Origin of the sequence: Chania multitudinisentens RB-25, assembly GCF_000520015.2 — a bacterium.
Classification (GTDB): domain Bacteria; phylum Pseudomonadota; class Gammaproteobacteria; order Enterobacterales; family Enterobacteriaceae; genus Chania; species Chania multitudinisentens.
The window spans coordinates 3,131,000-3,147,287 of sequence record NZ_CP007044.2 but is presented as its reverse complement, the minus strand read 5'-3'; the positions used below and the strand labels follow the sequence as shown (position 1 = coordinate 3,147,287).

At 55.0% G+C, this 16,288-nt stretch carries 4 protein-coding genes; all 4 read right to left on the bottom strand.

The genetic code is table 11. The annotated features are described in order from the left end of the window. Genes Z042_RS24575 through fabD form a run of 4 tightly spaced genes read right to left on the bottom strand, consistent with a single transcriptional unit; the run spans window position 1 to window position 16,281 of the window. Entirely contained in the window at window positions 1-5,427 is a 5,427-nt protein-coding gene (locus tag Z042_RS24575) for a non-ribosomal peptide synthetase (RefSeq protein WP_081758487.1), read from the bottom strand. 16 nt (window positions 5,428-5,443) lie between these two features. Continuing rightward, window positions 5,444-10,219, bottom strand: a complete 4,776-nt coding sequence (locus tag Z042_RS13645; protein ID WP_024914075.1) for a type I polyketide synthase — start codon at window positions 10,217-10,219, stop codon at window positions 5,444-5,446. Window positions 10,220-10,276: 57 nt separating this feature from the next. After that, complete coding sequence (locus tag Z042_RS24570) at window positions 10,277-14,980, bottom strand: SDR family NAD(P)-dependent oxidoreductase (protein ID WP_024914076.1); 4,704 nt, start codon at window positions 14,978-14,980, stop codon at window positions 10,277-10,279. A gap of 35 nt (window positions 14,981-15,015) precedes the next feature. Then, window positions 15,016-16,281 carry an ACP S-malonyltransferase gene (gene fabD, locus Z042_RS13635; protein WP_024914077.1) on the bottom strand — a complete coding sequence of 422 codons (1,266 nt, stop codon included), beginning with the start codon at window positions 16,279-16,281 and terminating at the stop codon, window positions 15,016-15,018. Window positions 16,282-16,288: the final 7 nt, after the last annotated feature.

Below are 16,288 nucleotides of genomic sequence, written 5' to 3'. Positions count from 1 at the left end.
TTAAAACTCCTCTACCCATTCGGCCTGCGGCGCAACCGTCAGCTCATCAATTAACTTCGCCTGTTCCGCTACCGTCAGGTTCTGGTAGATATCAGCGATGGCAAAATGGATATTGAACCTTGTGCGGATCGCGTTAAGCAGGGAAACGATATGAATCGAGTTACCACCAAGATTAAACAGATTGCTGCGAATGCCGACGCGCTCAATATTCAGCAGGCTCTGCCAGATAGCGCAGAGGACCTCCTCAGTCTCCGTCTCCGGCGCAATGTACGCCTCGGCCAATTCGCTGAAATTCGCCTCTGGCAAGGCTTTCAAGTCTACTTTACCATTCGGGTTAATAGGAAACGCCTTTAGAGTGATTAACGCCGCCGGGATCATATAGGCGGGTAATCGGCGGCGTAGCTCCGCCAGCAACTGTGGCCGATCAAAAGCGTCAGGCTCGTCCACCATCAGCCACGCGCACAACTGCGGGTGGCCAGAACTGTCTTTTACCGCCTGGACGAGACTCTGTTTTATCCCGCTAAACTGTAAAAGGGTGCTGCGAACTTCGTCCAGTTCGATGCGAAACCCTCGGATTTTCACCTGATTGTCTCTGCGGCCCAGATAAAGCAGCGTGCCATCGTGATACCAGCGGCCCAGATCGCCACTGCGATAGAGCCTTTGCCCTTGGTTAAACGGGGCCTTGATGAACGCTTTCTCCGTGAGTGCCTCACGATTTAAATAGCCAATAGCTAACCCCTCGCCACCCAGATAAATCTCGCCCGTGCCCCCTAAAGGCACCGGTTGCTGATACTCATCCAATAAGTAAACCTGAGTATTACCAATTGGTTTGCCGATAGGGATAGAGTTCAACCGTGGCGTTAACTGCTCAATAACATGAGCTGAGGCAAAGACCGTTGTCTCCGTCGGGCCATAGCAGTGGATCAACCGTCCTGGCCCCAAGTATTTCAACGCCTCGCTGACGTGTCTGACCGAGGCCACCTCGCCACCAAACAGAATTTTTCTCACGCCGCGCAGACTGGGCAATTGCTGCTCTACCAGTAAATTAAACAGTGCGGTGGTGATAAAGAAAGCCGTCACTCCTCTTTGCTCAATCAACTGAGCCAGGTTGTTCAAATCCAGTACCTCATTTTTACTGGGCAGGATCACCTTCCCACCGTTCAGCAAGGCACCGAATAAGTCAAAGACGCAGCCGTCGAAGGCGTAATTAGCCACCATCAGGCAGGTGTCCTGCTCTGTCAACGTCAGGTAGTTGGTGTTACAAACTGTCCGCACAATGCTTTTATGGCGGATCATCACCCCTTTAGGCTGGCCTGTCGTCCCGGAGGTATACATCACATAAGCCAGGCTCTCGCCGGAGACGGGCACTTCTGGCTCGTCCAGCGGCTGGTGGCTGACATCGAGGCTATCGATCAACAGCAGCGACAATCCCTGCACCGCCAATGGGGCTATCCCGGCGTGGCTTAACAGCCAGATAGCGCCGGAGTCCTGAATAATATTGCGGGAACGCTCTTCGGGATTGGCAATATCGATGGGCACGTAAGCCGCGCCGGTCTTCAGCACCGCCAGGATCGCCACCACCATCTCAATAGACGTCTCAAACCACAGGGCAATAATCTGCCCAGAGCCAATGCCACGGCCAAGCAATTCATGCGCAAGCTGGTTCACCCGACGGTTCAACTCTGCGTAGGTTAGCGACTGTTGCTGGCAGGTTAACGCGATGGCCTCTGGACGACGCGCAGCCTGTTGAGCCACCAGCGTACCAATCGCCACCTGCGGATAGGGCATATGGGTCTGATTGTACTGGTGAAGTAAGTGGTCGTATTCCTGTGGCGCATACAAAGACTGCTGGCGCGGCGTGATGGTGGGCTCGGCGACAATCGCCCGCAAAACTCGCTGATAATGCACAGCAAGCTGTTCAATGCGCCAAGGGGCATAGAGTGCCGTGGCATATTCCCACTTGATTTCCAGGCCATCACGGGTGTTAAAACATTCGACAGAGAGGTCAAACATCGCACATTGGGTTTCGATCGGCACGGTGGTTAACACGCTGGCGTCAGACAGCCCCATATCGATGCTGTGCAGGGTAAAGTTTATGTCGAACAGAGGGTTTCTGTCCGGCTGATGGCGCACCTCCAAAGCGTCAACCAGATCTTCATAGGGATAATACTGGTGGTCAAAGTCCGCCAGCGTATTACGTTTCACCCTGGCCAGTAAATCGACAAAGCTTTCTTCGTCTACCACCTGCTCACGCAGCACCAGGGTATTGATAAACATGCCCACCAACGCATTGAGTTGATGGTGATTTCTTCCGTCGACGGTGGTTCCGATGGCCAGATCGCGCCCCGCACCGTGTTTAAACAGCAACACCCGGAAGGCCGCCAGTAACAGCATAAACAGCGAGCATCCCTGAGCGGTGGCCAACGCCTGTAACTGCTCGGTCAGGGGGCTATCCAACCGGCTGTACATTCTGTTGCCGCGAAAATCACGCACCGCCGGGCGTGGATAGTCGGTATCCAATTCGGTCACGGGCAACTCGCCTTTAAAGCGAGTCAGCCAGTGGCTGGCGTGCTCCTGATAGCTGGCCTGAGCATTCTGCAACCGGTCCCAGGCGGCAAAGTCCTTATATTGGAAGGGAAGCGGCGGCAAAGCCACGCCCTGTTCCCGTTGTAAATACTCCCTAATCAGTATCCCCATGGAGGTTCCGTCAGTCACGATGTGGTGCATATCCAGCAACATATAGTGCCGATCCTCTGGCGCGTTAATCAACGCCAGCCGGATTAACGGCGGCGCCGTTAAATCAAACGGGCGAATAAACGCGGCTACCGCCTCTTGCAGGGCTTGTTGCGGATCTCCCGGCTCTTGGCTGATATCAATGACAACAGTGTTAAAAGGCGGCGCATCGTGCACAACCTGCACAATATTGTCACCATCCACAACAAATCCCGTCCGCAAGATTTCATGCCGCTGGATCAACGCCTGAATCAGACGATCGGTCGTCGCCACCGCAGGCATTTCCGCCAGCGCCACCAGGGAGTTGACGTTGTAAACTATCGAATCAGGATTGAGAGTAGCCTGCACATACATGCGCTTCTGCGCTCTGGACAGCGGATAATGTGCCGCCCGAAACAACGGAACAATGCCCTGCGCTGGCGAGGATGTCTTGATTGCGGTTTGTGGCTTGAACATCTGCTGCACGCCATAGCGCTCCACCAGACAGGCAACAAACTGCTGAAATGACTCTGCGGCCAACAGATCGGAGAGCTTCGCCTGAATATCAAACATCTCATTGATAATAAATAGTATTTTTGTACCACTGATCGAGTCACCGCCCACAGAATAAAGGCCGTCACTCAACCTGATCGAAGAGTAACCTAGCGTTTCACAGAGGATGAAGGCCACGACCTGCTCCAACTGCGTCGGTAGCTCTGCGCTACTGGCCTCTACCCGAGAAGCCGAATAGAGTGCCAGCGTAAGCAGCTCAGGGATATTCTGAGCCTGCAAACTCTGTGCTTGTGGCTGCGCAACCGCGGCAGAATGCTGATTCTTGTGCCAGTGCCGTTCCTTGATAAATGGCTGAGCGGGCAGATGCACCCGTTGATAAGCGCCGCTCTCAAACCGTTCATGCCATTTGACCGTGGCACCGGATACATATTCTTGCGCTATCTGCGTCAACATTGACAATGACCGTCCGGCCGGCAGCGTTGGTGCTGATAAGTACGTGGTGAATATTCCCCCCTCACCCTGGCACTCGGCTCTTTCGCGACAAAACGTGAGCAATTGTTCAAGCCGCATCTGCAACTCCGGCAAACTAGCCGCTATTATCGCGCAGCGCAGCGTGTGATGCTCTCGCCCTACACTCGCCGTATAGCACAGATTTTCCAGTCTGACGCCAGGCTTCCGCTGTAAAAAGTCCAGATAGCGTTCAATCGTTTGCTGTAACAGTTCAGCATTACGGGCTGAAATCGGCAGCAGGCAATCTTGGTCAACAGCAGGCACGGTTGCGGGCTCTTCCACCTGGGCCAGTACCACATGGCAATTGGTTCCCGTCAGTCCAAACGAGCTGACGCCAGCATAGCGCAACCCGTCAGCCTCCCACGCCTGCAATCGATCGTTGATGAACACCGGGCTTTGGCAAAAATCGATATGCTCGTTAGGATCGTCGAAATGAATGCTGGGGGGCAGTTGCCGATGTTGCATACTGAGCAACACTTTGATCACCCCCGACAACCCTGAAACGGCCACCGTGTGGCCAATATTCGGCTTGGCCGAGCCCAGAGCACAAAACTGCCTGCGGGTGGTGAACTGCGCAAATGCGCCGCTCAACCCTTTGATTTCAATCGCATCCCCCAAATGGCTACCGGTTCCCTGAGACTCGATATAGGAGATCTGTTCCGGTTGCACCCCTGCACGTTGCCAGGCTTTCACGATCGCCGCTTGTTGGGAACGCGCATTGGGCGCCGTCAGGCCGCTGGTAGCGCCGTCACAGTTCACCGCCATTCCTTTGACCACTCCGTAAATGCTGTCACCATCACGCCGGGCAGCCGAGAGCGTTTTCACCAGCAGGCCTGCAACCCCCTCCCCCCAACTGGAGCCGCTGGCTCGCCGATCAAACGCATACACCCGGAAATCATCACTCTCGCTTTCAATATCGCCCACCACACTTTTCCAGGGGCAAAAGAAGAGGTTGGCGGCACCTACCAGTGCACTCTCACAGTCTCCGTTGTGCAAGGCTTTTATCGCCGCATCTAACGCCACCAGCCCGGATGAGCAGGCAGTATCAATGACCTGAGCCGGCCCTTTCAGGTTAAGCTGGTATGACAACCGCCCCGCCAGCAGCCCAGACCATGATCCGGTCAGCGAGTTGAAGTCTCGCTCATTAAAATCAATAAAATTTAAATAGTTATTCGTCATTCGGTGAGCATGATCGTTACCAATAAATACCCCGACCGGCCTGCCATGCAGGTCATGGCGCTGGTAGCCCGCATCTTCGATGGTTTCAACCAGTAGCTCCAGCATCAGCCGCTGGTAAGGGTCCATGTGCTGGGCGATCAGCGGAGGGATCGTAAAGTAGGCCGCATCAAACTCATCTACCCGATCAAGAAATCCGGCCTGGAACAGGCGGTTTTCCTCTCCACCGATGGCGGCCAAATCCTGCCTTCTCCGCTCGGGGAATTCGCCGATACTGTCACGCCCAACGCTGATATTCCGCCAAAAATCCTCCTTATTCGCGGCCTCAGGGAAACGGCATGCCATACCAACAATTGCAATATCTTCACTCACCTGAGGCTGAGTGTAGTGGTCCAATATTTTAAGATATTGCAGAGCTTCTCCCTTCTCCAGATGCCCATTCTTGGTCTGCTGTAAAATGAACCGGATAAGCGTATTTTTGGTATTATCTTCAACCTGCTGACTAGACATCGACATTCCCCTTGCCCCTCAATTAAAACCGCTCGACAATCGAATCGATCGACTCTTCACCGTCGATCATCCGTTCGATAATGCTTTCCCACTCGACACTTTGTTCAGGTGCCATCTGCACGGTGGCGGCAGGGGTGCGGCCATGTTTTTGATCAATGTATTCAGCCATGACGTCCACGGCCGGATAAGAAAACACGTCAGCGATATCGACAGTGCCGGGATAGTGAGACTCGATCACTTTCAGCAAATGGATAGCAATGATGGAGTTTCCTCCCATATCCTGGAAGTTGGTAAAAATATCGATTTCGCTGATACCCAGCACTGAGGAGTAAATGGTCGCCAGACTGGTTTCGGTCGTACTGAGCTCATCCGCACTCTTGCCCGTGATTTTGATCTCTTCGATCTCACCAGACAGGCTCATGCCCGCCTGCGGCTGTGCACGCTGCAATTGCTGATTAAGTTCAACTGCCAGCGTGAAAGGCAACCAGGGCCGCATCTCCACAAATACGCCGGGATTAATCGTCCCCGGCAGTGTTTGCGTGCTGCCGCTGGCCAGAATTTGCCCAAGTCGGGCGAAGGCCTCTTGGTTAGACAGGGAGGCGAAAGGCGTCTGGTTATCGTCCAACTGGTAGTCCACCGCCATGCCTACGTCACGCCAGGCTGGCCAGTTAATCGCGATTGCTCGGAGGTTTCCGACCATCGGCACCAGTGCATCCATAAAGGCGTTGGCTGCCGCGTAATCCCCTTGCCCCTGGCCACCAGTCAACGCGGTAATTGAAGAATAAAAGGCCATGAAATCCAGATCGTCGTTGGCCAGCAGGCTGACCAGATTGCGGCTGCCTTCCAGCTTGGGCCGCAGAACACTGTCAAAGGTGGCGAAGGATTTACGCATGATAAAGCCATCCCCTGCGGCCCCAGCGGCATGCAGAACGCCGTCGATACGGCCAAATTGCGCCCTTACCTGCTCAAGAGCCTGGCTCAGGGCAGCAAGATCGGCGACGTCCACCTGTAAATAGGTCAGCGAAGCGGCCTTCTCCTGTAACTGCAACAATTCACCGAGCATCACCGACCGTTTGGAACCTGGATGTTGTGACAGCAATGTACGCCACTGCACGGGATCGGGTAACGTCGACCGCCCCAGCAAGATGATATTGGCCTTGGCACATTCGGCCAGATGCCTGGCAGCCGCCAGCCCTAATCCCCCCAGCCCACCGGTGATCAGGTAAACACCCTGCTGACGATAGTGCCACTCGGCCTCATCATCAGGAGCATGGGTGTACATTTCGCGCTGATAAAGCGCCTCGCCACGCAAGGCGTAAATTTGGCCTGTAGGGAGCAGCAGCAGGTTACGAATGACCCGTTCGGCCGCGATTGCCTCGCCGGTATCCAGCACCCGGCAGTTCAACCCCGGAGTTTCCAGCGCCAGCGTCAGCCCCAACATGGCACTGGCGGCAGCCAGCGGGTTATAAGGCTGTTCTCCACGATTGACCGCATAAGCGGCCGAGCTCAGTAGCCCCAGCCCCCATGACAGCTTGTACTTGGCCATGGTGAGCGCCTGTCCCAGATAGAATAACGCATTAACGCCCAGACTCCTCTGACGTTCAAAAGAGACGGCATCAGCGCAGTAATAGCGTTCAGACTCTGCCTGTAGATAGTCCGTTGCCAGGATGATTCCCGCAATATTCTGCGCCACCGAGCTTGCCAGCAATGCCGTCATACCGGCGTTATCCGCGGTGAAAACGTTGTCCTCACCCTCTTGCGCTGCCACGCTCAGGCAAGCCGTCCGTACCTCAATACCCTGAGACTGTACTGCCGCAACCAAGGAAGCCGTAGATTGGGTGTCGGTAGCAAGTAACAGTAACGGGCCTGCGGGCAAGTTCTCAGGTTCCGGCGTTTCCAGCGGCACCCAGCGCATTCCCAGGCTGTGGTTTTCTGCTGCTCTGGCTGAGACGAAATCAAAGTGGTGCAACTTTTTCGTAATGTAACTTTCGGCTTCGGCGATAATGTTGCCCTGTGGATCTGCCAGTATCACGTCATAGGTATGCGTCTCTTCGGTCCCGCTGATCGGTGTTCTGGCCCGCACGCAGACATACATCAGCGGCGTGAACCGACGATGAAGACGGAATGATTGGTACATAAACGGCAGATAGGTTTGCCCTGAATTCTGGCTGGTAAGGTTCATCGCGTTATCCAGCATTGACGGGTGGATCGCAATATCCCCCAGTTCCTGTTGGAATAGCGCTGGCAGCTCAAGCTGAGCCAGCATACATGCAGGGCTTGACCAAGTTTTGCGGATGCAATCCCAATGTGGACCAAACTGGAACACACCGGTATCACATTCAAGCTGGTACTGTTCATCAACCTCATCCGCCTGGGCCTGTAGCGTGGCAAAATCCAGCGGCGGTAGCGCCGTTTCCTCCAGCGGACGAATTTTACCCTCAACGTGCTGTGACCACACCGTTTCCCCATCGGCTTCATTCATACTGGCAATACGGCAGCTAACGTCACCGTTACCCCGCGATAAATGCACTCTGACCGTGCGGGTTTCCCCTTCGGCCACCACCATCGGCTGCAGGAATACCAGATCGACCAACTCCAGCGCGGTTAAACCCAGAGCGTCCCCAGCGGCGGAACGCAGCATCTCCAGATAGGTGGTTCCCGGCACCACGCAAACACCTTTGATCTGGTGATCGGCTAAAATCCAATGTGTCTCGCTATTGAATTCAGACTCATAAACCCACTCATCGTCATGGTGAACGACTCTGCGTTCGACCAATGGATGCAAGCGGCTGACAAAAGTCTGGGCCTTGCTGGCCTTCGGTTCAGCCCAGACCCGCACACGTTCAAACGGATAGGTTGGCTGCGACAATCTGATTCGACGTTCATCAGCAAAAACGCTCTCCCAATCCACTTCAGCACCAAGGCTGTATTCATGAGCCAGTTGGAGTAAACCCGGCAGCGCGTCGTGTTGCCGATAGCCTGCCAGCGATTGGGCCGCCTGAGCCGAGAGGTTTTTTTTCTCTTTATCTGTGATCTCACCTGCCGCACGCTGTTTTTTCTTCTCACTGACCACTGTGTGGGCTGCATAGTAAATACCTTCATGCCGATCGTCGCCGTGCTGGATCGTCTCCGCACAGCGTCGTAACCGCTCTTGCAGTTGGGCTTCGCTGTCGGCCACAATAGCCAAACGATGTCCATAGTGACCACGTCCGGTGGCGGCAGTAAAGCAGAGGTCTGCCAGGTTCCACGGTTGCGAACGGCAAAACTCCTGATAACGGCTAACGTAATCCAACAACAAGCTCTGCTTTTTGGCAGAGAGGGTAAAGCAGTATTGAGGTCGTGTGCCGGATACCTGTTCGCGCGCTGGGGCTTCTTCAAGAACCATATGGCAGTTGGTGTGGCTAAAGCCAAAGGAGTTGATGGCCGCCCGGCGTGGGCCTGAGTCAAACTCCCAGGCTTGCAGACGGTCGGCAATAAACAGCGGGCTGCTGGCAAAGTTAATGTAGGGATTGGGCTGGTTGAAATTGATAGTTGGCGCAAGATACCGATACTTCATGGACTTAACCACTTTAAACAGGGAAGCCGCGCCGGAAGTCGCCACCAGATGTCCCATGTTGGTCTTTAGGGAACCGATAGCGCAGAATTGATTTCTATTGGTGTAACGGCGAAACGCGTTGGTTAATCCTTTAAATTCGATGGGGTCACCCAAGACCGTTCCCGTCCCGTGGGCTTCAATATAAGACAGCGATTCGGGGTTAATTCCGGCATTCTCCCAAGCTTTGACAATCACTGCCTCCTGAGCTTCGGCATTAGGAGCCGTCAGCCCGCCGGAAGCACCATCATTGTTGATCGCACTGCCTTTGATCACCGCGTGGATCAGGTCGCCATCCTGCAATGCCTTACGCAACGGCTTGAGCAGCACTATGGCGACACCCTCGCCCCACACGGTACCATTGGCGTTGGCATCAAATGTACGGATCACACTGTCTCCAGACTCAACAGAGTCCATACTCATGCCCCCTTGATAGCGGGTTTTAAACTCACCGGGAATGATATTTACGCCGCCAGCAAGCGCAATGTCACACTCCCCGTTGTTAATCGATTGGGCCGCCATGTGAATGGAAACCAGACTTGATGAGCACGCCGTATCCACCAGCATGCAGGGACCGCGGAAATTGAACAGATAGGAAATACGGCTGCCGATAATGCTTTCCCAGGAACCGGTAAGCTGCATAGGATCGCTTTTGGTTTGATAGCGGTACAACGCGTGGTTGGTGCCTTCTCTACCGACAAAAACTCCGGTGTTACTGCCAAACAGTTTTTCTCCGCCATAGCCTGAGTCCTCAATGGCTTCCCAGGCCACCTCCAGAGTCAGACGCTGATTGGGATCCATATACAGCGCTTCCGCAGGAGGAATACCGAAAAATGCTGCGTCAAACTTATCGGTTTCCTGCATATATCCAGCTTTGGCGTAAGCATCCGCAATTTCATCCGGCTTCAGGCTGCGCCCATTCAGGTATTCCATATAGTGCGGATTACTTAAGATATGGGCGTCATCTTTGCGCCGCTCCAGCGGATATTCATCAATACAGTTGATACCATCACGTAACAGTTGCCAAAATACCTCGGCGTTTTCCGCTTTGGGAAAACGTCCTGCCATACCGATAATAGCAATATCATTATCTGCCGTAGCGGTCCGATCTAAATCATTCAGCTCCATCAGATAGGCTTTGGCTTGTTGCTGATTGAGTTGTTGTTTAGCCACCTGCTGCAATATATAGTTTCTAATCGAGTTCATAGTCTGGCAATCCTTTGTGTTCGAGTTGATGTACAGGCCATTCTCCAGAGAAGTTGCCTATAAAAATGTCTGTGCTTCCTCTGCCGACAGCTCACCACGCGCTAGCCGGGCCAGAATGTCATCCATATCGCTCATAGCCGCGTTGGCCTTTTCCTGCACGGCAGGTAGCGCAGTGTCCGGGCCATTTGCCTGGCGGAAAAACCGGGCCTGTGCCCTGATCGTGGTATGGATGAAGAGATCGGCCATATCTATCACACCCGGAGCTAACCGGCCGAAAGTTTTGTATTTTTGCGTGGTGAGGATTGAGTTGCCGCCAAGGTCGTTGAAGTTTTCGTCAATATTTACCTCATTGAGACCAAGAACTTCGCCCCAGACGCTGGCCACCATCAGGTCGAACTCATCGGGATTATCCAACCCGGTAAGGGTTACCGCGGCATGGGAACGAGCTATTGGTTTATCACCCCCTCCCGTTCGGCTCAGGCGTGCCGCCAGCGCTTCGTTTGCCTGTAACTCAAGAGCGGTCAGGTCCTCCAGACTGGCCGCAGGATTGATCTGTGCCAGAACCAGCACCGGAGGCAACGTTTGCCCACCGGTTAACACGCGCATCAGCAATTCTCCCCCCTCAAGTGGGCTGACCGGGCTGAAGAGTTCATCCTCACGTATCGCTCCGTATTCAAACGCAATTCCCAGTTCGCGCCAAGCTGGCCAGCACAAGGCTGTGGCCACCAGCCCCTGACGCCGCCGCCTTACGGCCAACGCGTTGAGGAAGCGGTTGGCGGCCGTGTAGTCACTTTGCCCCGCTTCGTGGATCAGACTGGCAATCGACGAATACATAATGAAGAAATCCAGGCTATCACTACTCGTCAGTTGGTGCAGGTTCCAGGCTCCCTGCACTTTGGCGCTCAGCACCTCATCCAATTGCTCTGGCGTCTTGTGGATCAGGAAACCGTCGCCCGCCCGCCCCGCTGCATGTACCACCCCGGCCAGGCTGCCGTATTCGACGCGCAGTCGTTGCATCATGTTTTGCATCGCGCTGCGGTTCGCGGCGTCAACGGCAAAGCTGACTATCGTCACCCCACAGTCCTGAATCGCCTGCAGTGCAGTCAGTTTTATCGCCAGCTTGCGCTCGAGTTTGCCCGACGCCAGTAGCTCAGCCCACTGTTCAGCGGGAGGAAGAGGATGTCTCCCCGTCAAGGCCAGCGTTAGCGAGCTTTGCTGGGCTTGGGCCTGCCGGGCAATTTCCTGCGCCAGCTGCAGCCCCAGAGCACCGGTGCCTCCGGTAATGAGGTAGACCCCCCCCTCCCTCAGGATCAAGGATTTGGCTTCAGGGAGTTCAACGGGCTGTAAAACCTCGTTATACCGCTGATTGGCATGGCAAATGCTCAGGGTGCTTTCGCTGGCGCTGACACTCGGCCACAATGCTTGCCACAATCCCTCTCCATCACCGGGCTGAATATCCAAGCATCTCAGCCGCAACTGGGGGTTTTCGAGGCTGAAAACCCGTACAAAAGACGCCAGGGCAGACTGGATCGGCAGAATAGCCCCGTTCACTTCAAACGCTTGCTGAGTCAAAAACAGCAATGGGCCAGCGTTAGCCACTTTGTTGTGCACCAGGGTTTTTAGCATTGCGGTTAAACGCTGGAACTCGGCCCGGTTCTGCTCAGGCTCGGTCTGATGCCAGTTTGCCGCATAGATAATCGCACTGTAACTCTGCTGCCCGTGGTCTAACCCCTGGTCAAGCAGCCGTTGTTGCACCTCAATGCCACGCTGTTGCAGGAAAGTGGCCAACCCGGTGGATTCCGCCGTTCCGGCATGTATCAGCAATACCGGCTCTGTTGCTCCTGCCGCAGGTTTCTCTTCCGGCACCGACTCAAGTGGCGCTAAACCCAAGGTGAATGCCGTTGGCGCGCGAAGAGATTCCACCACCCGCTTGATGCTGTAATTGCGCACCCGACAGCACAGTTGCCCCTGGGTATCTAACAGTTCGATAGCAAACTGAATGACTTCGCCCTCTCTGGGGCCATTCAACCTGATGCGGGCGTAGCAATCTGCTGGTAGCGGTTGATAGACGGTGAAGTCCTCATAAGCCAGCGGCAAATAGAGTTCCCCGTTTCCCACCAGGTGATTAGCAGCGTTAATCGCATTATCCATCAGCGCCGGATGATAAAAATAGCGCTCCAGCTCGGTAGCATATGCGCCGGGTAAAGACAGATGGATCAGGTACTCGGTCCCGGCCTGATTGGCCCAGCCCTGCTGGAAAGTTTTCGCCCAATGTCCGCCGACTTCCAACCCCCGCGCCAGCTCATCCTGTTGGGTCAGCGCCACCGCTACCGGCAGTGCCGTTTTCAATTTATCGAGCTGGATAGCCGGATCAGCAGAATCTTGTGGTTTCTGCGTCAGTTCCCCCTCCGCATGCAGCAGCCATTCGCCAGACTCATGACAGCTGCAAATCTGTATTTTGCAACCTCGCCCCGTCGACTGTGCCTGGATGTGTAAAGTCCGCGTTTCGTTGCCGGATAACGCCAGCGGTGATAGGAACTGTATTTTGTCAAAATGGCTCCATACCAGCGGGCTATCGCTCAGTTGACGGGCAGCAAACAGCATCATGTCCAGGTAGCAGGTACCCGGCAGAATGCAGACGCCGCGTACCTTGTGCTCCGCCAGTTCCCAGTGATGGCGGGCGCTCAGTTCGCTACGGTAAACCTGTAAACCGTAGCCGTTGACCAATTGCTGCGTGACCAGGGGATGAGACAGAGAATGAGGCTGAGGTTGATGACGCCTGTTCGCTAGCGCTTCCCCGGCGGCCGTGGTGGCTACCCAGCAACGTTCACGGGCAAAAGGATAGGTCGGCAGGGGAATACGCCGGTAGTTCCCCGCAGGGAACCAGTCGTTCCAGTTAAACTGTGCACCTGCGCAGTAACGCTGGGCGGCTTGTTGCAATACAGACTCACGCCGTGCAGGGTCGTTCAGCGCCATAGCCAGTGAATCCACTTCCGCAGACAGGATCCGCTGCTGGCTTTCCGTCAGGGCTTCCAGCCCAGTATCGCTTTGTTGCCCGGCCTCATCGGTAATCAGGTGGAAATGCCCATGCTGATAGCCTGACGCCGTGCCACTGAGGTAGGCACTCAGTTCCGCACGCAGAGCCTTGCAATCTGCAAAAACAATCGCCAGGCGATGGGAATGATGCTGTCGCCCCGTTGTGGCCGTGAAGCTCAGATCGGCGAGATTCAGGCTATCTGCGGCGTCAAGCCGGTGCAGATAGGACCGAGCTAACTCGGCAAGGACCGCCTCACTTTTGGCCGACAGCGGCAGCAGGTAAGGACCAGCGGGCGTGCTAACCTCGGGGCGTTTTCCAGCCGCCTGAACGATCAGGTGGCAGTTGGTACCACTTAACCCAAAGGAGCTGATGCCCGCTATCAACGGCTTGTTGCCATCCGACCCCCAGGAGCGCAGACGATCGTTGACAAACACCGGCGAATGCTCGAACGGGATCTTGCTGTTAGGCTGATTGAAATGCAGGCTGGCTGGCAACATTCCATGGCGCAACGACAGGATGACTTTTGCCAACCCGGCCAGCCCGGCCGCATTATCCAGGTGGCCAATGTTGGTTTTCACGCTGCCAATAGCGCAGAACTGCTTACGATCGGTATCGAAAGAAAAGGCCTGACGGATACCGCTCACCTCGATTGGATCGCCAAGTCGGGTACCCGTACCATGAGCTTCAATATAGGAAACCTCCTGAGCCTGCACATTGGCATCAGCCAATGCAGCGCGGATCACCTCAGCCTGTGCGGCGCTGTTGGGAGCCGTTAACCCTACCGACTGCCCATCCTGATTCACCGCGCTGCCGCGCAGCACCGCATGAACATGATCGCCGTCGGCCAGCGCCCGCTCCAGGGGTTTAAGAATAAAGGCCAGAACCCCTTCACCTACTGACATGCCATCGCTACGACTATCAAAGGTTTTGGTGCGATTATCGGCGGCAAACGTATCCTGAATGTCTTTCATCCCCACCCCGCTGGAAGGATCTTCTAGTAGAGGTACCAGATGGGTTTTTACCGTACCAGCAACTGCCATTTCACACTCGCCGCGTTGCAGTGCTCGACAGGCCAGGTGTAAGGCAACTAGGCTTGAAGAACACGCTGTGTCTACCAACAGGCTGGGGCCTTTTAAATCGAGCAGGTAGGATAAACGCCCGGCGATCACCGATTTGATGTTGCCAACAATCGCAATCTCCGGCGCATCGGGGGCCAAAGTGCCGACAATGCGCCGATAATCCTCACCAAAGTCTTTGCTAAAGCCGACATACACCCCGGTTTTACTGCCTCTGAGCGCTGGGCCGCAGTGCCCGGCGTCCTCAAACGCCGCCCAAGCAGTTTCCAGAAACAGGCGTTGTTCTGGGTCCATCAGGTTGGCTTCCTGTTTTGCCAGGCCGAAGAAGCGATAGTCAAACTTGTCCACTTCGGTTAGGTAGGCTTCGTGCAGGTAATCCTGGGGTTGCACACTGCCCAGCGCTCCCTGTAACCGCAGATACTCCTCCACGTCACGCTGTCGCAAAGCGGGTATCTGCCGCACACTGGTCTGCCCTTGGCAAAGCTGTTGCCAGAACTCATCCAGGTTATCTGCGCTGGAGAGTTTTCCCGCCATGCCGATCACGGCAATGCTGCCATTAAGGCCGTTGGGCCGACTAACCTTGACCGCCTGCATCCCATCACTTTTTATCGTGAGCAATTCGTCGAGTTTCAGATTTTTAATATCCACCGTGTGGCATCCTCAAGGGTCTATGGCTGTTACGATCAAGAGGCGTATTCCTGCAAGACTTCTGCGGTACCGGTCACTCTCACGATGTCACGAAAGCGCTGGCGCTGTTCCTGCTCGGAAGCGCCCTTGGCACGCATGATGCTGCCGAGCAGTTCCAAAGCCTGTTTCATTTGCTCGACAGAGGGCTCGGCGCCCTTTTCCTTGAGGGTTTCATGGAGCGTCTTCAACTGCTGATAGGGACCAACGACATGTTGCTGATAACTGTCATTATCCCAATTGGTATTACGGGTACTTACCGCCACCGCCAAACATTTACCCAGCAGTGGTGGGTGTTCGCGTAAGGTGCGGATATCAGTTTCCAACTGCTGCATCAGCGGGGCCATATCAGCAACCAGATCGAGTGCATAACCCCGTGCTTGCGGCAGCACTGACTGGCAAAGTTTTTTCACTACGCTGCCCGGCCCCGCGTCGATAAACAGATCCATTGGCCCTTGATCGTATTCATTTTGCAGATAGAGCAGGCTTTCCTGCCACAGTACCGGGCTGACCACCTGCTGTATCAGGCTATCGGCCACCGCTGCGACCTTGACGTAAGGCCGAGCGTTAATATTCGCGAGTACCGGGATCTGGGGGTCATGCAGTGGGACGGTGGCGATTAGCGCCTTGAACTCCTCCGCAGCCGCCTGCATCAGCGGGCTATGAAATGCGCCGCTCACTCGCAACGGAATGAAGAATGCCCCGGCTGCCGTTAAGACTTCACCCACCTGCTGTAATGCTTCCCGTTCCCCAGAGAGCACCAACTGTTGTGGAGCGTTAAAGTTCGCGATAACGAATCGTTCACCAAAATCCGGGTGTTGCCGACAAAGTTTTTCCACCTGTTCGCAGCCTAACTGAGTGACTGCAGCCATACCGGTTTCAGCCGATTGAGTACAACGAGACATCGCCTCACCCCGCCCTCTGGCCAGCCTGATCCCGTCCTCAAAACCAATCACTCCGGCACATACCAACGCGGTCAGCTCACCCAGACTGTGCCCGGCCATCACCTGCGGCTTCAACCCTGAGCGTTGCACAAACACCTCATAAGCCGCCACACCGCACAGCAGTAGTGCAGGCTGGGTATTTTCCGTGCGATCCAGCTCTGCTGATGCACCACTAAAACAGAGTTGCGCCATGTCTTTTCCAAGGATGTCGGAAGCGGTAGTGAACCGCTCTTTCACTAAAGCATGCTGCTCATACAGCGCTTTACCCATACCGAGATACTGGGAACCCTGACCTGGAAACAGAATTGCGAATTTTTTCATGATATTG

What these genes read in the sequence shown, in the direction of transcription:
- fabD (WP_024914077.1), bottom strand. Translation starts at nt 16,281, where the DNA reads ATGAAAAAATTCGCAATTCTGTTTCCAGGTCAGGGTTCCCAGTATCTC.
- Z042_RS24575 (WP_081758487.1), bottom strand. Translation starts at nt 5,427, where the DNA reads ATGTCGATGTCTAGTCAGCAGGTTGAAGATAATACCAAAAATACGCTT.
- Z042_RS13645 (WP_024914075.1), bottom strand. Translation starts at nt 10,219, where the DNA reads ATGAACTCGATTAGAAACTATATATTGCAGCAGGTGGCTAAACAACAA.